Here is a 19,119-nt window from a genome sequence, read left to right on the forward strand (position 1 = left end):
CCATGGCAGGTGAACGGGAACGAGGCGGTCGCGATCGCAAGGAGCGCGAGGAGCGCGACAGCGAGTTCGTCGACAAGCTCGTCCACATCAACCGAGTCGCGAAGGTCGTGAAGGGCGGTAAGCGCTTCGGCTTTGCGGCGCTCGTCGTGATCGGCGATCAGAAGGGCCGGGTCGGCTTCGGCCACGGCAAGGCACGCGAAGTGCCGGAGGCGATCCGCAAGGCGACGGACTCCGCCAAGCGCAACCTGACCCGCGTCGCGCTGCGCGAGGGCCGGACCCTGCACCACGACATCTTCGGTCGTCACGGTGCGGGCCGCGTCTATCTGCGTGCGGCTCCGGCCGGTACCGGCATCATCGCCGGCGGCCCGATGCGCGCCGTGTTCGAGACGCTGGGCATCCAGGACGTGGTGGCGAAGTCGATCGGCTCGTCCAACCCGTACAACATGGTGCGCGCGACCTTCAACGCGCTGAAGCACCAGGATTCACCGCGCTCGGTTGCCGCGCGCCGCAACATCAAGGTGTCGACCCTGCAGGCCCGCCGCGTCGGTGGCGATGCCGAGGCAGCTGCCGACTAACGAACGCGCGCCGCCTCTGGCCGGCGCATCTCGGAGTGAAGACCATGGCTAGCGCCAAGACGATCAAGATCGAGCAGATCGGCAGCCCGATCCGCCGGCATCACTCGCAGCGCGAGACGCTGATCGGGTTGAAGCTCAACAAGATCGGCCGCGTGACCGAGCTGCCGGATACGCCGGCGGTCCGCGGCATGATCACCAAGGTTCATCATCTCGTCCGCATCGTCGACGAGAAGTAAGGAGAAGGGCGATGAAGCTCAGCGATATCGCCGACAACGCCGGCGCGCGCAAGAAGCGCATGCGCGTCGGCCGCGGCATCGGCTCCGGCAAGGGCAAGACCTCGGGCCGTGGCGGCAAGGGCCAGACCGCGCGCTCCGGCGTGCGCATCAAGGGCTTCGAAGGCGGTCAGATGCCGATGCATCGCCGTCTGCCGAAGCGCGGCTTCAACAACATCTTCGCGCTCGATTTCGTCGAGATCAATCTCGACCGGATCCAGCAGGCGATCGATGCCAAGAAGCTCGATGCCGGCAGCGTGATCAACGCCGAGTCCCTCGTGAAGTCCGGTGCGCTGCGTCGCGCCAAGGACGGCGTGCGTCTGCTCGGCCGCGGCGAGCTCAAGGCCAAGATCAACATCGAGGTGCATGGTGCCTCGAAGTCGGCGATCGCGGCGGTCGAGAAGGCCGGCGGCACCGTCAAGCTCCTGGCGCCAGCCAAGGACGAAGGCGAGGCGGCGTAACATCTGCGTCATTGCCCTGCTGCCGGCTTGTGCTGGAGAGGGCAGGGCAATGGACAGAACGCGCTCGCGTACCAGATAATATCCGACGTCTGCCCAAGCCTCGCGAGCCCTCGCGGGGCTGATGCGGTCAAGAAGGGCGGCGGGAGAAAGCTAGACATGGCCTCAGCAGCGGAACAACTGGCGGCAAACCTCAATTTCGGCGCGCTCGCGAAGGCCGATGAGCTGAAGAAGCGCATTTGGTTCACCCTCGGCGCGCTGCTGGTCTACCGCCTCGGCACCTACATTCCGCTGCCCGGCATCGACCCGAACATCTGGGACTCGGTGTTCCGCACCCAGGCCGGCGGCATTCTCGGCATGTTCAACATGTTCGCCGGCGGCGGCATTCACCGCATGGCGATCTTCGCGCTGAACATCATGCCGTACATCTCGGCATCGATCATCATTCAGCTGCTCACCACCGTCTCGCCCCAGCTCGAAGCCCTCAAGAAAGAGGGGGAGGCTGGCCGCAAGATGCTGAACCAGTACACCCGCTATCTGACGGTGATCCTGGCTGCCGTGCAGTCCTACGGCATCGCCGTCGGCCTCGAAGGCGCCGGCAACGTCGTCGCCGATCCCGGCCTGTTCTTCCGCCTCTCGACCGCGATCACGCTGACCGGCGGCACCATGTTCCTGATGTGGCTCGGCGAGCAGATCACCTCGCGCGGCATCGGCAACGGCATCTCGCTGATCATCCTGTCCGGCATCGTCGCGGAGCTGCCCTCTGCACTCGCCAACATGCTGGAACTCGGCCGCCAGGGCGCGCTGTCGACCGGCCTGATCCTGATCGTCATCGTGATGGCGGTTGCCGTGATCGCCTTCATCGTGTTCGTGGAGCGCGCCCAGCGCCGGCTCCTGATCCAGTATCCGAAGCGCCAGGTCGGCAACAAGATGTTCGAGGGCCAGTCCTCGCATCTGCCGCTGAAGCTGAACACATCGGGCGTGATCCCGCCGATCTTCGCCTCGTCGCTGCTGCTGCTGCCGACCACGGTCGCCAATTTCAACGCCGGCAAGGGACCCGAGTGGTTCCAGTGGATCACCACCCAGCTCGGCCATGGCCGGCCGCTGTTCCTGGTGCTGTATCTGGCGCTGATTCTGTTCTTCGCCTTCTTCTACACCGCGATCGTGTTCAACCCGACCGAGACCGCCGACAATCTGAAGAAGCATGGCGGCTTCATCCCGGGCATCAGGCCGGGCGAGCGCACCGCGGAATATATCGATTACGTGCTGTCGCGGATCACCGTGCTCGGCGCCATCTATCTGGCGATCGTGTGTCTGATCCCGGAAATTCTGATTTCCTACGCTTCCGTCCCGTTCTACTTTGGTGGCACTTCGCTTCTGATCGTGGTCAGCGTTACGATGGATACCGTGGCGCAGGTTCAGGGTTATCTGCTCGCCCATCAGTATGAGGGGCTGATCAGGAAGTCGAAGTTGCGGGGGCGCCGCCGCGGATAGCGGCGGATCGCGGCCCGGGAACCACCAAGCCAAGAACAAGGTGTGCGGGAGGGTCGCTCACCGTGTGCCGGGGGGCGAAATTCGATGAGACTCATTCTTCTGGGGCCGCCCGGTTCGGGCAAGGGGACGCAGGCGCAGCGCCTGGTCCAGCAATACGGCATCGTTCAGCTGTCGACCGGCGACATGCTGCGCGCCGCGGTCGCCGCTCAGACGCCGATCGGGCTCAAGGCGAAGGACATCATGGCGGCGGGCGGTCTGGTGCCTGACGAGGTCGTGGTCGGCATCATCGCGGACCGGATCGAGCAGCCGGACGCTGCCAATGGCTTCATCCTTGACGGCTTCCCGCGCACGGTGCCGCAGGCGGAGGCGCTGGATGCGCTGCTGAAGCAGAAGCAGATGAAGCTCGACGCGGTGATCGAGCTCCGGGTCAATGAGGGCGTGCTGCTTGAGCGCGTCGAGCGCCGGGCCGCCGAGACCCGCGCGCGCGGCGAGGCTGTGCGGGCCGATGATACGCCGGAGGTCCTGACCAAGCGCCTGGCCAGCTACCGCGACCAGACCGAGCCTCTGATCCACTATTATTCGGACCACCGGATGCTGGCGACCGTCGACGGCATGATGCCGATCGAGCAGGTCACCGAGGAGATCGGACGGATCCTGGCCGCCGTCGGTAACACCGGCGGCAGCCGGGCGGCGAAGAAGGCGAGCCCGGCCAAGCGCAGTGCCAAGGCTGCGGGGAAGACCGCGCCGGCCAAATCGGCCAAGAAGGTCGCTAAAAAGGCTCCGAAGGCGCCTGCGCCGACGAAAAAGGCCGCAAAGACAGCCAAAAAGGGAGCAAAGGCGGCCCCCAAGAAAGCCTCCAAGGCCTCGAAGAAGGCTCCCAAGCCCGCTGCCAAGGCGGCCAAGGGAACCCGGAAAACCTCTGCAAAGGCTGCAAAAAAGCGCGCCAAGAGGTGATCGAATCTTGTAGGGGCGGTTGACGACCGCCGTGTGAATCCATTAATAAGCCCGCATCCAAGTCGGATGGTTTTCCAAAGATGCCGGGCCCCACGAATCGAGGGGTGGGCGTCTTGTTCGCGTTTGCGGACGCCTGCCCGAGATAGCGAGAACGAAGGCCGGTCCATCCTGGGATCGGTGACAGGAGAGAAGTCCGTGGCCCGTATTGCCGGTGTCAACATCCCGACCAACAAGCGCGTTCTGATCGCGCTCCAGTATATCCATGGCATCGGCCCGAAGATCGCGGGCGAGATCATTGACAAGGTCAAGATCGCCGAGGATCGTCGCGTCAACCAGCTGAGCGACCAGGAAGTCCTGCAGATCCGCGAAATCATCGACCGCGACTACGTCGTCGAGGGCGACCTGCGGCGCGAGACCGGCATCAACATCAAGCGTCTGATGGACCTCGGCTGCTATCGCGGCCTGCGCCATCGCCGCGGTCTGCCGGTGCGCGGCCAGCGCACCCACACCAATGCGCGCACGCGCAAGGGACCGGCCAAGGCGATTGCCGGCAAGAAGAAGTAATCTGGCGAACTGCTGATGGCGGGTGGCGGATAGGGGCGATCCCTATTCGCTACTCGCTATTCACCATTCGCCTTTCTGGTGTAGCCGCTGGCACTACGGCGGCGTTGAGATCTCGAGAAAGGTACTTATATGGCCAAGGAAGCCGCACGCGTCCGCCGTCGTGAGCGCAAGAACATCGCCTCCGGCGTCGCCCACGTGAATTCGTCGTTCAACAACACCACCATCACCATCACCGATGCGCAGGGCAACACTATTGCCTGGTCGTCGGCCGGCACGATGGGGTTCAAGGGATCGCGCAAGTCGACCCCGTATGCCGCGCAGGTCGCGGCGGAGGACGTGTCCAAGAAGGCTCAGGAACACGGCATGCGCACCCTCGAGGTCGAGGTTGCCGGCCCTGGCTCCGGCCGTGAATCGGCGCTCCGTGCGCTGCAGGCTGCGGGTTTCACCGTCACCTCGATCCGCGACGTGACGACGATCCCGCACAATGGTTGCCGCCCGCGCAAGCGTCGGCGCGTCTAATCTGAAAGAGGCGGACAGCATGTCCGCCTCGTCGTGCTTTTGAGACATTTCGACTGCCGCGATCTGAAGCGCGGTTCTCCAACGCCAGTCAGTCAGATCCCATGACTGGCCCATGGGTGAAACAGTGACGATCCAGAAGAATTGGCAAGAATTGATTCGGCCGAACAAGCTCCAGGTCACGCCGGGCTCCGACGCGACCCGTTTCGCCACCGTGGTTGCCGAGCCGCTGGAGCGCGGTTTCGGCCAGACGCTCGGCAATGCGCTGCGCCGCATCCTGCTGTCGTCGTTGCAGGGCGCCGCTGTGCAGTCGGTGCACATCGACGGCGTGCTGCACGAGTTCTCCTCGATCGCCGGTGTCCGCGAGGACGTCACCGACATCGTGCTGAACATCAAGGACATCGCGATCAAGATGCAGGGCGAAGGCCCGAAGCGGATGGTCGTGAAGAAGCAGGGTCCGGGCGCGGTCACCGCCGGCGACATCCAGACCGTCGGCGATATCGTCGTTCTGAACCCCGACCTGCAGCTCTGCACTCTGGACGAGGGCGCCGAGATCCGCATGGAGTTCACGGTCGCGACCGGCAAGGGCTATGTCGCCGCCGATCGTAACCGTCCCGAGGACGCGCCGATCGGCCTGATCCCGGTCGACAGCCTGTTCTCTCCGGTCCGCAAGGTCTCCTACAAGGTCGAGAACACCCGCGAGGGCCAGATCCTCGACTACGACAAGCTGACCATGACGATCGAGACCAACGGCGCGATCTCGCCGGAGGACGCGGTGGCCTATGCCGCGCGCATCCTGCAGGATCAGCTCAACGTGTTCGTCAACTTCGAAGAGCCGCGCAAGGAAGTCGCTCAGGAGATCATCCCGGACCTCGCCTTCAACCCGGCCTTCCTCAAGAAGGTGGACGAGCTTGAGCTGTCGGTGCGTTCGGCGAACTGCCTGAAGAACGACAACATCGTCTATATCGGCGACCTCGTGCAGAAGTCGGAAGCGGAAATGCTGCGCACCCCGAACTTCGGCCGCAAATCGCTGAACGAGATCAAGGAAGTGCTGGCCCAGATGGGTCTGCATCTCGGCATGGAAGTGCCCGGCTGGCCGCCGGAGAACATCGACGAGCTGGCCAAGCGCTTCGAGGATCACTACTGAGCGGCGGGCGGGTAGGGTCCTACCCGCCACCGTAACCACCCGGGCGAACGCAGGCAGCCCACCTGAGCAACATGTCCGACGAACCGTCGCGGCAGATTGAAATGAAGGACTAACACTATGCGTCACGGCAAGGTTCATCGGAAGCTCAACCGCACCGCCGAGCACCGCAAGGCGATGTTCGCTAACATGTGCGCCGCGCTGATCAAGCACGAGCAGATCGTCACCACGCTGCCGAAGGCCAAGGAGCTGCGGCCGATCGTCGAGAAGCTCGTCACCCTCGGCAAGAAGGGCGGACTCGCGCTGCGCCGTCAGGCGATCGCCGAGATGCGCGACGTCGACCAGGTCAAGAAGCTGTTCGACGTGCTGGCGCCCCGCTACAAGGACCGCAACGGCGGCTACACCCGCATCATCAAGGCCGGCTTCCGCTACGGCGACAACGCCGCGATGGCCGTGATCGAGTTCGTCGACCGCGACGTCGATGCCAAGGGGCAGGATTCCGGCCCGGTGCAGGAGACCTCGGAAGCCGCGTAAGCGGCGATCCGACCCGAGTTTTCAGAACGGCGCCTTCGGGCGCCGTTTTCGTTTGAGGGTGGTCGCTTCTAGGGTGGGCAAAGACGGGTCGACGCCGTCGCCTCGCACGTGCTCTTGGCGGCGCCGCGCCCGCCATCTCACCGAGAATTCGTCGATCGATGGTGGGCCCGCCGCCGCCTTCGGCGGCCGCTTTGCTCACCCTACGGAGGCCGCCGGCGGCATTTGCCCGCGCCATTCACCGTTCTTCTCGAGGATCAGCTCTGCGTTGCGTTGGCGCGACGACGCCCCACATCCGTTGCTTCAGCACAACGGAGAGCTGCTCATGCACATCGACCTCTCGGGAAAGACCGCCCTCGTCACGGGTTCGACCGCCGGCATCGGCTTTGCCATCGCCAAGGGGCTGGCCGCGGCCGGCGCGGAGGTCGTCATCAATGGTCGCAGCCAAGCCCGGGTCGACGAGACGGTCGCGAAGCTCAAGCAGCTTGTCCCGGCCGCCCGGCTGCGCGGCGTCGTCGGCGACGTCGCTCGGATCGACGGCTGCAATGCCATCGTCACCGCGCTCCCCGAGGTCGACATCCTCGTCAACAATGCCGGCATCTTCGAGCCCAAGGACTTCTTCGACATTCCCGACGAGGATTGGAGCCGCTTCTTCGAGACCAACGTGATGTCCGGCGTGCGCATGGCACGCGCCTACATGCAGGGCATGCTGAAGCGCAACTGGGGCCGCATCATCTTCATTTCCTCGGAGTCCGGGGTGAGCATTCCGACCGAGATGATCCACTACGGCACGACCAAGACCGCCCAACTCGCGATCTCGCGCGGGCTTGCCAAGCTGACCCGCGGCACCGGCGTCACAGTCAATGCCGTGCTTCCGGGTCCGACGATGTCGGAAGGCGTCGAGACCTTTGTGAGGGATCTCGCCCGCCAGAACGGCCAGTCGGAGGAGGAGGCGGCCTCGTCCTTCGTCAAGCAGCACCGGCCAGCCTCGCTGCTGCAGCGCTTCGCCAGCGTCGACGAGATCGCCAACATGGTCGTCTATGCCGCCTCGCAGCAGGCCTCTGCCACCAACGGAGCCGCGCTACGCGCCGAGGGCGGCATCCTCGACACCATCGCCTGAGGCCGGCCATGGCGGCTTACGTCATCTCCGAGGCCGAGGTTCGCGACGCCCAAGCGATGGAGCGCTACCGCATGCTCGCGGCGCGCTCGATCGCGCAGTATGGCGGGCGCTATCTGGTCCGCGGCGGGATCTCCGAGACGGTCGAAGGCGGTCCGCCGGCCAAGACCCTCATCATCGTCGAGTTCCCGTCGATGGCCCGGCTGCGCGAATGGTATGCGTCGGCCGAATACGCCGACGCCCTGGGCGAGCGCGGGAAGGCGCTGGACCGCCGGCTGATTTTCGTCGAGGGTGCTGCACCTGCGTAGAGAACGGACTCCGTTGCGCCCATGCTGACCATCACCCCCCGCCGCAAGCGTTGGCTCAAGCTGACCTCGGCGCGCTGGCAGCGGCGGGTGCTGTTCGTGGCCGGCGGCCTGGTGGTGGGCGCGGCGGCCGTGGCCCTGGCGGAGCTCGCCGACCTGGCCCAGCTCGCCTTCAACTGGCTGCTGTCGAAATCACGCTACGCCTCACTGATCGTGACGCCCGCCGGCTTCGCGCTGTCGGTCTACCTGACCCAGCGCTTCTTCCCGAACGCGCAAGGCAGCGGCATCCCTCAGGCGATCGCCGCTCGGCACCTGACCGACACGAGCGCGCGCAGCCCGCTGGTGTCGATCCGCATCGCCATCGGCAAGGTGCTCTTGACCCTGCTGGGGCTGCTGTGCGGCGGCTCGGTCGGCCGCGAGGGCCCGACAGTGCAGGTCGGCGCCTCCATCATGTTCGCGCTCGGCCGGCTATCGCCGCGGCGGCAGCCGGGCTTGATCCTGGCCGGCGCCGCCGCCGGGGTCGCGGCCGCCTTCAACACACCGCTCGCCGGCATCGTGTTCGGCATCGAGGAGATGAGTCGTGCCTTCGAGACGCGGACCTCGAGCCTCATCATCGCCACCGTGATCGCCGCGGGCCTGACCTCGCTGGCCCTGATGGGCAATTACGCCTATTTCGGCACGACGCCGATCGCGCTCGGCAAGGGCATCGACTGGCTGGCGGTGCCCGTCTGCGGGGTCCTGGGCGGCGCCGCCGGCGGCCTGTTCAGCCGCATCCTGATCACCATGGCGCGCGGACTGTCCGGCGCTGGCGGCCGCCTCATCAAACGCCACCCGCTGCCGTTCGCGCTCGCCTGCGGCTTTGCCGTCGCGCTGTGCGGGCTGGCCTCGGGCGATACGGTCTACGGCACCGGCTATGCACAGGTGAAAGGCGCGCTGGAGACCGGCACGCCGCTGCCGAGCGATTTCGGCGTGCTGAAATTCCTCGCCACCACCTTTGCCGCGATCAGCGGCATTCCCGGCGGCATCTTCGCGCCGTCGCTGGCGGTCGGGGCGGGCATCGGCGCCAACGTCGCCAGCCTGTTCCAGCAGTCGCCGCTGGCGCCGATCATGCTGCTCGGCATGGTCGCCTATTTCGCCGGCGTGGTGCAGGCGCCGATCACCGCCTTCGTCATCGTCACCGAGATGACCGACAACCACGCCATGGTGGTGCCGCTGATGATGGCGTCGCTGATCGCCTACGGCACCTCGCGCCTGATCTGCGAGGAGGGGCTCTATCACGCCCTCGCCAAGGGCTTCGTCGCCAGAGCTGAGACGAAGGCTGAGGCAGCGCAGGAGCCGAAGCAGGTTGCCGCGCCATCCTGATCCCAGCGCTCAAGCAGCGGTTCGGAGCGCGCCGATAGCCGGCGTCGGTTCAATCGCTTGATGGCAGATCCTGAGATCTGCCATCGGCTCGAAACGGCGGCGGCCCCGTTGCCGGCGCCGCCGCGCAAGCGTCGTCGGTCTACTTCCTGAACGGATCCGGCCGCATCAGGAGCCGGCCGGAGATCGAGTTCGGCACCTCGTAGGGCGAGCCGATCGACAGCACGTGGCTGAGCGCGATCAGCCGGTTCGGCAGCTTGGCCGGCGGCGGCGTCTGGAACGAATAGGACGTCGGGTTGTGGCACAGGAAGCAGTTCAGCACGTTCTTGATCGGCGTGTTGTCGGCGTTCTGCACGAAGGTCTCGGCGGTGGCGTTGGCGAGATTGACCGAACCGACCGCATTGGTCTGGTTGCTGTTCAGATTGTACGAGTTGGGGAGCATCCAGACGGTGCCGTCGAGGGCGTAGTTCGCGAACGTCGATTGCGGGCCCTTCAGGCCGGAGAGAAAGCCCTGGGCTTGCGCCGTGATCGCGAAGATGTTGCCGACGCCGTTGGGCTGGTTCTCGCCGCCGGTCTGGTTTTCGAGCACGACGTTGGTCACCGGCGTCAGCTTCTGGGTCGCCGGATCGAGCCGCAGTTGCGGCCGGTTGGCGCCGGGCTGCGCCGCGATGTTGACCTGCGAGAACGGCGTGCTGCCCTTGTAGAGCGTATAGTTCTTCGGATCCGAGCGGCTTGCCGAGGGCGCGAAGGTGTTGTCCGGCGTCTGCGGTGAGTTGTTCTTCAGCTCGAACGTGCCCCACAGGAATTCAGGGTGGTTCTCGGTGTAGCCGACGACGTGCAGGCCGACCAGCGCCACCGTCACCGTGACGAATTTGCCGGGCGCCGGCCGGATCGTGATCAGGCCGGGGGTGACGTTGTTCTCCAGCACCGGCACCTGTGCCTGGGTCGTATAGGCGCCCGCGGGCGGCGCCTGGCCGGGGTCGAGCCGCAGCCACGTCGCCTTGAACACCGCATCGCCCACGGCGAAGGAGGAATCTGCCGGCTGGCTCTGGTAGCCGCCGGTCGCGATCAGGTTCTTGCGCGCGGTGTTGAAATAGCTCTGGTTCATGTGAACCGAGGCGTAGACGGGATAGCCGTTCTGCGCGACCAGCATGTTGCCGTCGGCTTCGACGATGGCGCCGGCGCCTTCGGTGAAGCCGGCCATGCCATGGAAGACCTGGGCACGGGCCGCCAAGGTCAGCGGGCGCGGCCGTGGGGCGCCGGCATTCTCGGCGTTGTTGAGCAACTCGTCGGGCGTCGCCAAGGTCATGAACCGCGGCACGGCGGCGCCGGAGCCCGAATCCTTCACCAGAGCCGTCGCCCAGACGAAGGCCTCCCACGACCATTGATGGAAATTGCAGTCCGGCGTCGGGATGGTCTTGGTGTCGGAGGTGGGGAAGGCGGCGTCCGGCTTGAGATAACTGCCAAGTCCCTCCGACCAGCCGAAGGCCGGGCAGTTCTTCGCCGGCGGAGGCGGGGCGGCGCTCGCAGGGCTGAGGGCGCCGGCAAGGCCGCTTGCGGTGACGGTCGTCGCGAAAGTGAGCATGAGCCACTGAATCGTTCTCATGGCCGGTCTCCATGGATGTGCGCGCTGGGATGGGCTGTTGGTCTCGCCGCCATGCGTCGCCAATGATTGTTAAAAATGATTCATTCAAAAGTAGTGCGCGGCGAACATGCACCCAAAGGTGAGATTTGCAAGACCGGCAGCTCACGCAAGCCGCAATTTTTTTGCGGAGGCCCCCGCGGCGTGACATGCGGCTCCACCCGACGATCGATCACTGCAGCATTCGTCGTCATCGGACGACACGGCCGCGTGTGAGCCCGGGCACGGTCGACACGGCCGATCGCGCGCATCCTGGCGGCCGTTCGCTGGACGAGTGCGGACAATGACGTCTTCACGCCGGTGGACGACAACCACAGGAGAGTGAAATGAAGTCCATCATGGCCGCTGTGTTGCTGCTCGCGCTGACGTCGGGCGCAAGCCTTGCGGGCACGCCGCTGATCGATGCGCGTCAGCGCAACCAGTCACATCGCATCTACAATGGCATCGTGAGCGGGCGGCTGACCTATCCGGAGGCGCAGCAGCTCGTCCGCGGCCAGATCCACGTGCAGAAGCTGGAAAACAAGGCCAAGGCCGACGGCATGGTGACGCCGTTCGAGCGTGCACGCATCAACGTCGCGCAATCCGTGCAGGGCGCGCGCATCTTCTGGAAGAAGCATAACTAGCCGCGCACGGCAGCTCGCTGGGGGCAGAGCGCCGCTTCGGCGGCGCTTTGCCAACCATGTGATGCGGCGGCGCCGCCGCTTACACCAGCGCGGCCGCGACGCCGGCAATCGCGCTGAACGTCACCACGACGAGCGGCGGCGCGCGCCAGGCGACCAAGAGGACGAAACCGACCAGCGCGATGCCAAAATCTGCCGCGTTATGGACGGTGGTTGTCCAGACCGGGTTGTACAGGGCTGCTCCCAGCACACCGACGACCGCAGCGTTGACACCCCGCATCATGGCCTGGGCGCCGGCGCGCTTGCGGAACGAGTCCCAGAACGGCAGCGCGGCGAGCAGGACCAGCATGCCCGGAAGGAAGATTCCGAGGAGACCGAGCGCGGCCCCGATGATCCCATGCGGCTTCGGAGCGACCACGGTGCCGAGATAGGCGGCGAAGGTGAAGAGCGGGCCCGGGACGGCCTGCGCCGCACCGTAGCCGGCGAGAAAGGCGTCGTCGCTCAGCCAGCCTGGTCCGACGAAGGCTTCGCGCAACAGCGGCAGCACCACATGTCCACCGCCGAACACGAGCGCGCCGGAGCGATAGAACGCGTCGAACAAGGCAAGCGGCGTCGATCCCGTTGAGCCGCGCAGCAGCGGAAGTCCCGCCAACAGGACGACGAACAGCACGAGCGCCATGACCCCCACGCTCCGCGACACCGGGATCGCGACGTGTCCCGACGGCGCCGCCTCGCCGCGGCACAGCCAGAGGCCGGCGAGTCCGCCGAGCACGATGGCCCCGATCTGCGCGGCCGAGGCCGAACTGAGCAGAATGATCAACGTTGCGGCGACCGCGATCGAGGCGCGCGTGCGATCGGGACAGAGCGTGCGCGCCATGCCCCAGACCGCCTGTGCGACGATGGCGACTGCGGTCAGCTTCAGCCCGTGCAGCAGGCCGCTGCCGATCGGTCCACTCAATCGGCCCGCACCATAGGCGAACAGGATGAGCACGGCGGCCGACGGCAAAGTGAAGCCGGTCCAGGCCGCGAGCGCACCGAGATAGCCGGCGCGCATCAGCCCGATGGAGAAGCCGACCTGGCTGCTGGCGGGACCGGGCAGGAACTGGCACAGCCCGACCAGATCGGCATAGGCATGCTCGTCGATCCATTTTCGCCTGACGACGAACTCGTCGCGGAAATAGCCGATATGGGCAATCGGCCCGCCGAAGCAGGTGAGGCCGAGCTTGAGGAAGATGCTGAGGACCTCGAGCGGCGATCCGCTGCGCGGGCCGCGATCGGCGGACGAATGGGTCTCTTGCTCGAGGCTGCTCACGGACGCCGTTCCAGATGCGAATGTCGCGCTTCGTTAAAGGAGATCGGCCCGGCCGGCCAGTCCTCGCCCATCATGGCCTCGCAGCCCTCCGAATTATCGAATGCAGGGCGAATATGCAGCCCCTACATGCCGCGCTATGATCCATGATCAAGATCTGCCTGGAGGTTTCTTGTTTCCGGACCCTTCCATCAAATGGCGTCCTTACCCCTCGATGATCGACGGCATCGAACGACCGCCTGCGGTCTTCGATCAAGGTCTCTGGCGCGGCGTGCTCCACCTGATCGTCGTGGCATCGCCGCCCGGTTTGCGCGCCTACGGCATCGAGATCGCGTGCCAGATCTATGCCGGGTTCGAAGAGGTCGCTTACGCGGTGTCGGCGCATGGCGCCGACACCGTCGTGTACGACGGCGGCGTCTATATCAAGGAGGCCGAGCAATCGGCCTTGTTGAATGCCTATGAGGCGATCGATCCGGTCGGCCGTCGACCCCGGCATTTCAGTTTCGTCGGCAGTGAGTACTGCTACGAGGCGCTCGGCTTTTCCGAGCCGGTGATCAGGGCGTTCAGCACTCCCGATGAGGCCTACGCTTGGGGACCAGCGCGGCAATGAGCGACCGGACGCCGTTGCCGCTTCGCTCTCAATGACGGAAAGCTATGAAGCGCGGGCTTGTTAGTTGAGGGTGGCGGTGCCGTAGGTGGGCAAAGCAGCCGCCGTCAGGCGGCAGCGTGCCACCGTCCGTCAGCGAGTGCACCGGCGAGATGGTGGGCACGGCGCCACCGCGACCTCGAACGTGGAGAGACCTGAGCCACGCCTTTGCCCACCCTATGAGCGCTATTACTTAACCCCACCCCTCCAGCACGATCTTGCCGCGCGATGTGTTGCTCTCGATCAGCGCATGGGCGCGCTTGAGGTTGGCGGCGTTGATGGTGCCGTAGTTGTCGCCGAGGGTGGTGCGGATCACGCCCTTGTCGATGAGATCAGAGACATCGTTGAGCAGGTTGTGCTGCGCGATGATATCGGGCGTCGTGAACGAGGAGCGCGTGAACATCGATTCCCAGTGGATCGAGATCGCCTTGCCCTTGAAGGCTGCGAGTGAGAACTCGGCGGGATCGTCGATCAGGCCGAACTTGCCCTGCGGCGCCATGAAGTCGGCGATCGCCTTGTAGTGCTGGTCGGTGTGGGTGAGGCTCGCGATGAGCGCGACCGGCGGCAGCTTCAGCGCATCGATCTGCGCCTTCATCGGCTTGCCATGGTCGATCACGGCATGGGCGCCGAGCTTCAGGCACCAGTCGCGCGACTCGGGCCGGGTGGCGGTAGCGAGCACGGTCAGGCCGGTGAGGCGGCGCGACAGCTGGATCAGGATCGAGCCGACGCCGCCGGCGGCGCCCGTGATCAGCAAGGTGCGGTCATCGAGGCTCTTGCCGGGGACGGCGCCGAGCCGGTCGAACAGCAGCTCCCACGCGGTGATCGAGGTCAGGGGCAGGGCGGCGGCCTCGGCGAACGACAGGCTCTTCGGCTTGCGTCCGACGATGCGCTCGTCGACCAGATGGAATTCGGCATTGGTGCCCTGGCGCAGGATCGAGCCGGCGTAGAACACCTCGTCACCGGGCTTGAACAGGCTCACGTCCGGGCCGACAGCCTCGACCACGCCAGCGGCGTCATAGCCCAGGATCTTGGTTTCGCCGGCGGGCGGTGCGGCGCGCTTGCGCACCTTGGTGTCGACCGGATTGACCGACACCGCCTTCACTGCGACGCGGATGTCGCGTCCCTTCGGCTCGGGTTTGGCGGTCTCGAAGTCGAACAGCGCGCGGTCCTCGGTGATGGGGAGCGACTGCTGGTATCCGACGGCCTTCATGAACAACCTCCTGGTTGGCTTGGCGATAGGATCTGTTTGTCCTTCTGGCGTCATTTCAGCAAGTACTGTAAAAATGGGGAACTAGTCCCCGTTTGGATACTATTGGGCCAAAACGCGATGAAACGGAAGAATTTCACCCGCCGTCCGGGCTGCGCGGTCGAAGCCACGCTCGATCTGATCGACGGCAAGTGGAAGGGCGTGATCCTCTACCACCTGCAGGGCGGCAGCCAGCGCTTCGGCGAGCTGCGCCGCCTGATGCCCGGCATCACCCAGCGGATGCTGACCAAGCAGCTGCGGGCGCTCGAGGACGACGGGCTGGTGGTTCGCAAGGTCTATGCCGAGGTGCCGCCGCGGGTGGACTATACCCTGTCCGAGGTCGGCGAGAGCCTGCGGCCGGTGATCGAGGTCCTCAGGAGCTGGGGCGAGCGGCACCAGGAACGGCTGTCCTGCGGCCCCGTTGCAGAGACCATCAAAACGCCGCATCAGGCCGCCTGAGCTTGGCCGCGGCGGCCGTTCCGCCTATATCCAAGCCGTCATTTTCCCAGGATTGTTCGCATGACGTTGATTCGCTCCACACTGGTCCTGCTGCTGTCTCTGCTGGCAGCCACTCCGCTCGCGGCGCAGGACCGGCGCGTGCCGCAGTCCGCGGCCGAGCTGCGGCTGTCCTATGCGCCGATCGTGCAGCGCGTGCAGCCGGCGGTCGTCAACGTCTATGCCGCCAAGGTGGTGCAGAACCGCAATCCCTTTCTCGACGATCCGATCTTCCGCCGCTTCTTCGGCCTGCAGGGCGGGCCGCAGGAGCAGATGCAGCGCTCGCTCGGCTCGGGCGTGATGATCGATGCGTCCGGTCTCGTCGTCACCAACGTGCACGTGATCGAGGGCGCCGACGAGGTGAAGGTCTCGCTCGCCGACAAGCGCGAGTTCGAAGCCGAGATCGTGCTGAAGGACAGCCGCACTGATCTGGCCGTGCTCAAGCTGAAGGGCACCAAGGAGCAGTTTCCGACGCTCGACCTCGCCAACTCCGATGATCTCCTGGTCGGCGATGTCGTGCTAGCGATCGGCAATCCCTTCGGCGTCGGCCAGACCGTGACCCACGGCATCGTGTCGGCGCTGGCGCGCACGCAGGTCGGGATCACCGACTATCAGTTCTTCATCCAGACCGATGCCGCGATCAATCCCGGCAATTCCGGCGGCGCGCTGGTCGACATGACCGGACGTCTCGTCGGCATCAACACCGCGATCTATTCCAAGTCCGGCGGCTCGCAGGGCATCGGCTTCGCGATCCCTGCCAACATGGTGCGCGTGGTCGTGGCTTCGGCGAAGAGCGGCGGCAAGGCGGTGAAGCGCCCGTGGCTCGGCGCGCGGCTGCAGGCGGTGACGCCCGAGATCGCCGAGAGCCTCGGCCTGCGCTCGCCGACCGGCGCGCTGGTCGCTTCCGTGGTCGCGAACAGCCCGGCGGCAAAGGCGGGCATCAAGTCGTCGGACCTGATCGTGTCGATCGACGGCCAGACCGTCGATGACCCGAACGCGTTCGACTATCGCTTCGCGACCCGGCCGCTCGGCGGCACGGCGCAGATCGAGCTGCAGCGCGGCGGCAAGCCGGTGAAGGTCGCGGTCGCGCTGGAGACCGCGCCGGACACCGGACGCAACGAGATGGTGATCAACGGCCGCTCGCCGTTCCAGGGCGCCAAGGTCGCCAACATCTCTCCGGCGGTCGCCGATGAGCTGCATCTCGATGCCGACACCGAGGGCGTGGTCGTGCTCGAGCCGGGCGACGGCACCACCGCGGCCAATGTCGGCTTCCAGAAGGGCGACGTGATCATGGCCGTGAATAACCAGAAGATCGCCAAGACCGCCGACCTCGACAAGGCGTCGCGCGAGGCCGCGCGCATCTGGCGCATCACCGTGCTGCGCGGCGGCCAGCAGATCAACGTCACGCTCGGCGGATGAGCCCGAAGCGTCCCCAGCAGGGAGGCCCGAGCCTCTTCGCCGCGGCGGGGATGGAGCAGGATGCGCCGCGGCCGCTGCCCGAGCGGCTGCGTCCGCACAAATTGTCCGACGTCGTCGGGCAGGACCACATCCTCGGTCCCGACGGCGCGCTGACGCGCATGCTGGAGACGCGCACGCTGGGCTCGCTGATCTTCTGGGGCCCGCCCGGCACCGGCAAGACCACGGTGGCGCGGCTGCTGGCCGATGCTACCGAGCTGCATTTCGAGCAGATCTCGGCGGTGTTCTCCGGCGTCGCCGACCTGAAGAAAGTCTTCGACGCCGCGCGCGCGCGCCGCGAGACCGGGCAGGGCACGCTGCTGTTCGTCGACGAGGTGCATCGCTTCAACCGCGCGCAGCAGGACTCTTTCCTGCCGGTGATGGAGGACGGCACCGTCGTGCTGGTCGGCGCCACCACCGAGAATCCGTCGTTCGAGCTCAACGCCGCTTTGTTGTCGCGTTCGCGCGTGCTGGTGTTCCACTCGCTCGACGCCGCCGCGATCGAGAAGCTCTACAGCAACGCGGAAGCCGCCGAGGGCCGCAAGCTGCCGCTCGACGACGAGGCGCGCGCCGTGCTGATCCGCATGGCCGACGGCGACGGCCGCGCCGCACTGACGCTCGCCGAGGAAGTCTGGCGCTCGGCGCGCAAGGACGAGATCTTCAACGCGGTGCAGTTGCAGGACATCCTGCAGCGCCGTGCGCCGATCTACGACAAATCGGCCGACGGCCACTACAACCTGATCTCGGCCCTGCACAAATCGGTGCGCGGCTCCGATCCGGATGCGGCGCTGTACTACTTCGCCCGCATGCTCGACGCCGGCGAGGATCCGCTGTTCCTTGCTCGCCGCATCGTTCGGATGGCGGTGGAGGACATCGGCCTCGCCGATCCCCAGGCGCTGGTGATCGCCAACGCCGCCAAGGATGCCTATGACTTCTTGGGCTCACCCGAGGGCGAGCTCGCGATCGCGCAGGCCGTGATCTATGTCGCGACCGCGCCGAAATCGAACGCCGCCTACAAAGCGTTCGGCGCCGCCAAGCGCGTGGCGAAAGAGGGCGGCTCGCTGCTGCCGCCAAAGCACATCTTGAACGCGCCGACCAAGCTGATGCAGGGCGAAGGCTACGGCGCGGGCTATCAGTACGACCACGATGCGCCGGACGCGTTTTCGGGCCAGGACTACTTCCCCGACGCCCTCGGCCGCCAGCAGTTCTACGATCCCCCCGAGCGCGGCTTCGAGCGCGAGATCAGGAAGCGGCTGGACTACTGGGCGAAGCTGCGGAAGGAGCGGGGTGGGTAGGAGCCCCGACGCCGCTCGTTCTGTCACCGCGTGTCGCGCTGCTTATGTTGCGTCATGCTCTCTCCACGTCATTGCGAGCGCAGCGAAGCAATCCAGAGTCCTCGCGACGCCCTGGATTGTTTCGCTGCGGGTAATGACGGTGGAGGGAGCGCGCTACTACTTCCCCGTCTTGACGAACTCCGCAATCTCCCGCGTCAGCCGGTCGTCCTCGGTGTTGATCGCATACACCTCCGACATGTGGCTGTGCTGCGGCAGCATCACCGCGCGGGCGCAGCCGGACGGTCGCTTGCAGGCGGCCTGCTTGAGCAGATCGAACTGCTCGACGAAGCGCGGCGGGTCGAGCTCGGCGGAGACGATCATCAGCGGCAAGGGCGAGGCTTGCAGCCCCTGCAGCGACGAGCGCTCCTTGAAGCGCGAGGGATCGGTGCCGAAATAGGCCATCTCCTGGTCGCCAAGCGGCGTCGCGGTGAGGTCGTAGACGCCCGAGGCCATGATCGCGCCCGCAAGGCCGCCGCCGGCGACCTTGTGGAATTCGGGATGCGCCACATAGGTCGCGACGTGCACCGCGCCGGCCGAATGGCCCATCAGATAGATGCGCGCGGGATCGCCGCCGTTCTCGGCGGCGTGGGCGGCCACCCATTGCACCGCGCTGGCGACATCCTCGACGCCGGCAGGCCAGGAGAATTTCGGCGCCAGGCGGTAGGTGATGTTGACGCCGACGAAGCCGCTCTTCACCGCCCACAGCATGATGTTGTCGTAGAACGGGCCGTCCGGCGTGGTGCGCTTGTTGCCGCCGATGAAGGCGCCGCCATGCACGAAGATCAGCACCGGCCGGGGCGCGGCCGCGGCATCCGGCGTGAAGACGTCGAGCAGATTGCGTTCGGCCGTGCCGTATCTCACATCGCGCTGCACCTTGACGCCGGTGTAGGGTTCCTTGGCCTGCAGCGGCGTGTAGATCGCGGCGGTCTTCGGCGGGGCGATGACCCGGCCGATCTCGATCAGCTTCCAGGCGATGTCGTCGGGCATGGGGCTCTGCTGCGCCTGCGTGGCGGTCGTCGCCAGCGTGGCTGCCAGGATCGCCAGGCCCAGTCGCGTGAGCGTCATTCGAATTCGCTCCGATCA

Annotated in this window: 21 protein-coding genes; 17 read left to right on the top strand and 4 right to left on the bottom strand. The window is 66.1% G+C overall.

Annotation, left to right across the window (positions count from 1 at the left end; translation table 11 throughout):
• Positions 1 to 2: 2 nt before the first annotated feature.
• The 12 genes from rpsE (at position 3) to ACQR1D_RS11670 (ending at position 9,292) form a co-directional block, all read left to right on the top strand.
• Positions 3 to 575, top strand: coding sequence for a 30S ribosomal protein S5 (gene rpsE / locus ACQR1D_RS11615; RefSeq protein ID WP_006611855.1), 573 nt, complete (start codon positions 3 to 5; stop codon positions 573 to 575).
• Between the two features lie 44 nt (positions 576 to 619).
• The gene (gene rpmD / locus ACQR1D_RS11620; RefSeq protein ID WP_006611856.1) at positions 620 to 811 is read left to right on the top strand and encodes a 50S ribosomal protein L30; all 192 of its coding nucleotides are present in this window, start codon (positions 620 to 622) and stop codon (positions 809 to 811) included.
• Between the two features lie 11 nt (positions 812 to 822).
• Positions 823 to 1,308: a 50S ribosomal protein L15 gene (rplO, locus tag ACQR1D_RS11625; protein WP_009031841.1), complete on the top strand. Its 486-nt coding sequence runs from the start codon at positions 823 to 825 to the stop codon at positions 1,306 to 1,308.
• A 156-nt stretch (positions 1,309 to 1,464) separates the two neighbouring features.
• Positions 1,465 to 2,799: a preprotein translocase subunit SecY gene (gene secY / locus ACQR1D_RS11630; protein WP_315714557.1), complete on the top strand. Its 1,335-nt coding sequence runs from the start codon at positions 1,465 to 1,467 to the stop codon at positions 2,797 to 2,799.
• 84 nt (positions 2,800 to 2,883) lie between these two features.
• Positions 2,884 to 3,753: an adenylate kinase gene (locus tag ACQR1D_RS11635; RefSeq protein ID WP_434838348.1), complete on the top strand. Its 870-nt coding sequence runs from the start codon at positions 2,884 to 2,886 to the stop codon at positions 3,751 to 3,753.
• A gap of 195 nt (positions 3,754 to 3,948) precedes the next feature.
• Complete coding sequence (rpsM, locus tag ACQR1D_RS11640) at positions 3,949 to 4,317, top strand: 30S ribosomal protein S13 (RefSeq protein WP_315714555.1); 369 nt, start codon at positions 3,949 to 3,951, stop codon at positions 4,315 to 4,317.
• 129 nt (positions 4,318 to 4,446) lie between these two features.
• Complete coding sequence (gene rpsK / locus ACQR1D_RS11645) at positions 4,447 to 4,836, top strand: 30S ribosomal protein S11 (protein ID WP_006611861.1); 390 nt, start codon at positions 4,447 to 4,449, stop codon at positions 4,834 to 4,836.
• Positions 4,837 to 4,948: 112 nt separating this feature from the next.
• On the top strand, positions 4,949 to 5,980 hold the full coding sequence (locus tag ACQR1D_RS11650; RefSeq protein WP_315800968.1) for a DNA-directed RNA polymerase subunit alpha: 1,032 nt from the start codon (positions 4,949 to 4,951) through the stop codon (positions 5,978 to 5,980).
• Positions 5,981 to 6,097: 117 nt separating this feature from the next.
• Positions 6,098 to 6,511: a 50S ribosomal protein L17 gene (gene rplQ, locus ACQR1D_RS11655; RefSeq protein WP_006611863.1), complete on the top strand. Its 414-nt coding sequence runs from the start codon at positions 6,098 to 6,100 to the stop codon at positions 6,509 to 6,511.
• Between the two features lie 322 nt (positions 6,512 to 6,833).
• Positions 6,834 to 7,628, top strand: coding sequence for an SDR family NAD(P)-dependent oxidoreductase (locus ACQR1D_RS11660; protein WP_434838347.1), 795 nt, complete (start codon positions 6,834 to 6,836; stop codon positions 7,626 to 7,628).
• Positions 7,629 to 7,636: 8 nt separating this feature from the next.
• Positions 7,637 to 7,933, top strand: coding sequence for a DUF1330 domain-containing protein (locus ACQR1D_RS11665; RefSeq protein WP_316216042.1), 297 nt, complete (start codon positions 7,637 to 7,639; stop codon positions 7,931 to 7,933).
• A gap of 21 nt (positions 7,934 to 7,954) precedes the next feature.
• Positions 7,955 to 9,292 carry a chloride channel protein gene (locus ACQR1D_RS11670; protein WP_434838346.1) on the top strand — a complete coding sequence of 446 codons (1,338 nt, stop codon included), beginning with the start codon at positions 7,955 to 7,957 and terminating at the stop codon, positions 9,290 to 9,292.
• A 139-nt stretch (positions 9,293 to 9,431) separates the two neighbouring features.
• Here the strand turns inward: ACQR1D_RS11670 and ACQR1D_RS11675 are convergent, their stop codons facing one another.
• Positions 9,432 to 10,895, bottom strand: a complete 1,464-nt coding sequence (locus ACQR1D_RS11675; RefSeq protein ID WP_316177119.1) for a hypothetical protein — start codon at positions 10,893 to 10,895, stop codon at positions 9,432 to 9,434.
• A gap of 362 nt (positions 10,896 to 11,257) precedes the next feature.
• Here ACQR1D_RS11675 and ACQR1D_RS11680 point away from each other — a divergent pair, with 362 nt between their 5' ends.
• The gene (locus ACQR1D_RS11680) at positions 11,258 to 11,554 is read left to right on the top strand and encodes a hypothetical protein (RefSeq protein WP_316216044.1); all 297 of its coding nucleotides are present in this window, start codon (positions 11,258 to 11,260) and stop codon (positions 11,552 to 11,554) included.
• Between the two features lie 79 nt (positions 11,555 to 11,633).
• Here ACQR1D_RS11680 and chrA read toward each other — a convergent pair whose 3' ends face one another.
• Positions 11,634 to 12,863, bottom strand: coding sequence for a chromate efflux transporter (chrA, locus tag ACQR1D_RS11685; RefSeq protein WP_434838345.1), 1,230 nt, complete (start codon positions 12,861 to 12,863; stop codon positions 11,634 to 11,636).
• Between the two features lie 211 nt (positions 12,864 to 13,074).
• On the opposite strand from chrA, the gene ACQR1D_RS11690 reads away from it, so the two are divergent.
• Entirely contained in the window at positions 13,075 to 13,470 is a 396-nt protein-coding gene (locus tag ACQR1D_RS11690; protein WP_316177125.1) for a hypothetical protein, read from the top strand.
• A gap of 229 nt (positions 13,471 to 13,699) precedes the next feature.
• On the opposite strand, the gene ACQR1D_RS11695 is transcribed toward ACQR1D_RS11690, so the two are convergent.
• Positions 13,700 to 14,716: a zinc-binding alcohol dehydrogenase family protein gene (locus ACQR1D_RS11695; protein WP_434838344.1), complete on the bottom strand. Its 1,017-nt coding sequence runs from the start codon at positions 14,714 to 14,716 to the stop codon at positions 13,700 to 13,702.
• Between the two features lie 117 nt (positions 14,717 to 14,833).
• On the opposite strand from ACQR1D_RS11695, the gene ACQR1D_RS11700 reads away from it, so the two are divergent.
• Genes ACQR1D_RS11700 through ACQR1D_RS11710 form a run of 3 tightly spaced genes read left to right on the top strand, consistent with a single transcriptional unit; the run spans position 14,834 to position 17,997 of the window.
• The gene (locus ACQR1D_RS11700; RefSeq protein ID WP_431334774.1) at positions 14,834 to 15,211 is read left to right on the top strand and encodes a winged helix-turn-helix transcriptional regulator; all 378 of its coding nucleotides are present in this window, start codon (positions 14,834 to 14,836) and stop codon (positions 15,209 to 15,211) included.
• 60 nt (positions 15,212 to 15,271) lie between these two features.
• The gene (locus tag ACQR1D_RS11705) at positions 15,272 to 16,666 is read left to right on the top strand and encodes a DegQ family serine endoprotease (RefSeq protein ID WP_315800958.1); all 1,395 of its coding nucleotides are present in this window, start codon (positions 15,272 to 15,274) and stop codon (positions 16,664 to 16,666) included.
• On the top strand, positions 16,663 to 17,997 hold the full coding sequence (locus ACQR1D_RS11710) for a replication-associated recombination protein A (protein ID WP_434838343.1): 1,335 nt from the start codon (positions 16,663 to 16,665) through the stop codon (positions 17,995 to 17,997). Before ACQR1D_RS11705 ends, ACQR1D_RS11710 begins: the two co-directional genes overlap by 4 nt.
• A gap of 156 nt (positions 17,998 to 18,153) precedes the next feature.
• Here ACQR1D_RS11710 and ACQR1D_RS11715 read toward each other — a convergent pair whose 3' ends face one another.
• Positions 18,154 to 19,101, bottom strand: a complete 948-nt coding sequence (locus ACQR1D_RS11715) for an alpha/beta hydrolase (RefSeq protein WP_434838342.1) — start codon at positions 19,099 to 19,101, stop codon at positions 18,154 to 18,156.
• Between the last annotated feature and the right edge of the window lie 18 nt (positions 19,102 to 19,119).

The sequence above is a fragment of the Bradyrhizobium sp. HKCCYLRH2047 genome (genome assembly GCF_051168175.1).
Classification (GTDB): Bacteria; Pseudomonadota; Alphaproteobacteria; order Rhizobiales; family Xanthobacteraceae; genus Bradyrhizobium.

Bases quoted from the DNA above. Each gene is read 5' to 3' on its own strand.
- ACQR1D_RS11680 (WP_316216044.1), top strand. From the start codon at position 11,258: ATGAAGTCCATCATGGCCGCTGTGTTGCTGCTCGCGCTGACGTCGGGC.
- ACQR1D_RS11705 (WP_315800958.1), top strand. From the start codon at position 15,272: ATGACGTTGATTCGCTCCACACTGGTCCTGCTGCTGTCTCTGCTGGCA.
- rpsE (WP_006611855.1), top strand. From the start codon at position 3: ATGGCAGGTGAACGGGAACGAGGCGGTCGCGATCGCAAGGAGCGCGAG.
- ACQR1D_RS11715 (WP_434838342.1), bottom strand. From the start codon at position 19,101: ATGACGCTCACGCGACTGGGCCTGGCGATCCTGGCAGCCACGCTGGCG.
- rpsK (WP_006611861.1), top strand. From the start codon at position 4,447: ATGGCCAAGGAAGCCGCACGCGTCCGCCGTCGTGAGCGCAAGAACATC.
- rplQ (WP_006611863.1), top strand. From the start codon at position 6,098: ATGCGTCACGGCAAGGTTCATCGGAAGCTCAACCGCACCGCCGAGCAC.
- ACQR1D_RS11665 (WP_316216042.1), top strand. From the start codon at position 7,637: ATGGCGGCTTACGTCATCTCCGAGGCCGAGGTTCGCGACGCCCAAGCG.
- rpmD (WP_006611856.1), top strand. From the start codon at position 620: ATGGCTAGCGCCAAGACGATCAAGATCGAGCAGATCGGCAGCCCGATC.
- ACQR1D_RS11690 (WP_316177125.1), top strand. From the start codon at position 13,075: ATGATCGACGGCATCGAACGACCGCCTGCGGTCTTCGATCAAGGTCTC.
- rplO (WP_009031841.1), top strand. From the start codon at position 823: ATGAAGCTCAGCGATATCGCCGACAACGCCGGCGCGCGCAAGAAGCGC.
- ACQR1D_RS11660 (WP_434838347.1), top strand. From the start codon at position 6,834: ATGCACATCGACCTCTCGGGAAAGACCGCCCTCGTCACGGGTTCGACC.
- secY (WP_315714557.1), top strand. From the start codon at position 1,465: ATGGCCTCAGCAGCGGAACAACTGGCGGCAAACCTCAATTTCGGCGCG.
- ACQR1D_RS11670 (WP_434838346.1), top strand. From the start codon at position 7,955: ATGCTGACCATCACCCCCCGCCGCAAGCGTTGGCTCAAGCTGACCTCG.
- ACQR1D_RS11650 (WP_315800968.1), top strand. From the start codon at position 4,949: ATGGGTGAAACAGTGACGATCCAGAAGAATTGGCAAGAATTGATTCGG.
- ACQR1D_RS11675 (WP_316177119.1), bottom strand. From the start codon at position 10,895: ATGAGAACGATTCAGTGGCTCATGCTCACTTTCGCGACGACCGTCACC.
- ACQR1D_RS11700 (WP_431334774.1), top strand. From the start codon at position 14,834: ATGAAACGGAAGAATTTCACCCGCCGTCCGGGCTGCGCGGTCGAAGCC.
- ACQR1D_RS11635 (WP_434838348.1), top strand. From the start codon at position 2,884: ATGAGACTCATTCTTCTGGGGCCGCCCGGTTCGGGCAAGGGGACGCAG.
- ACQR1D_RS11710 (WP_434838343.1), top strand. From the start codon at position 16,663: ATGAGCCCGAAGCGTCCCCAGCAGGGAGGCCCGAGCCTCTTCGCCGCG.
- ACQR1D_RS11695 (WP_434838344.1), bottom strand. From the start codon at position 14,716: ATGAAGGCCGTCGGATACCAGCAGTCGCTCCCCATCACCGAGGACCGC.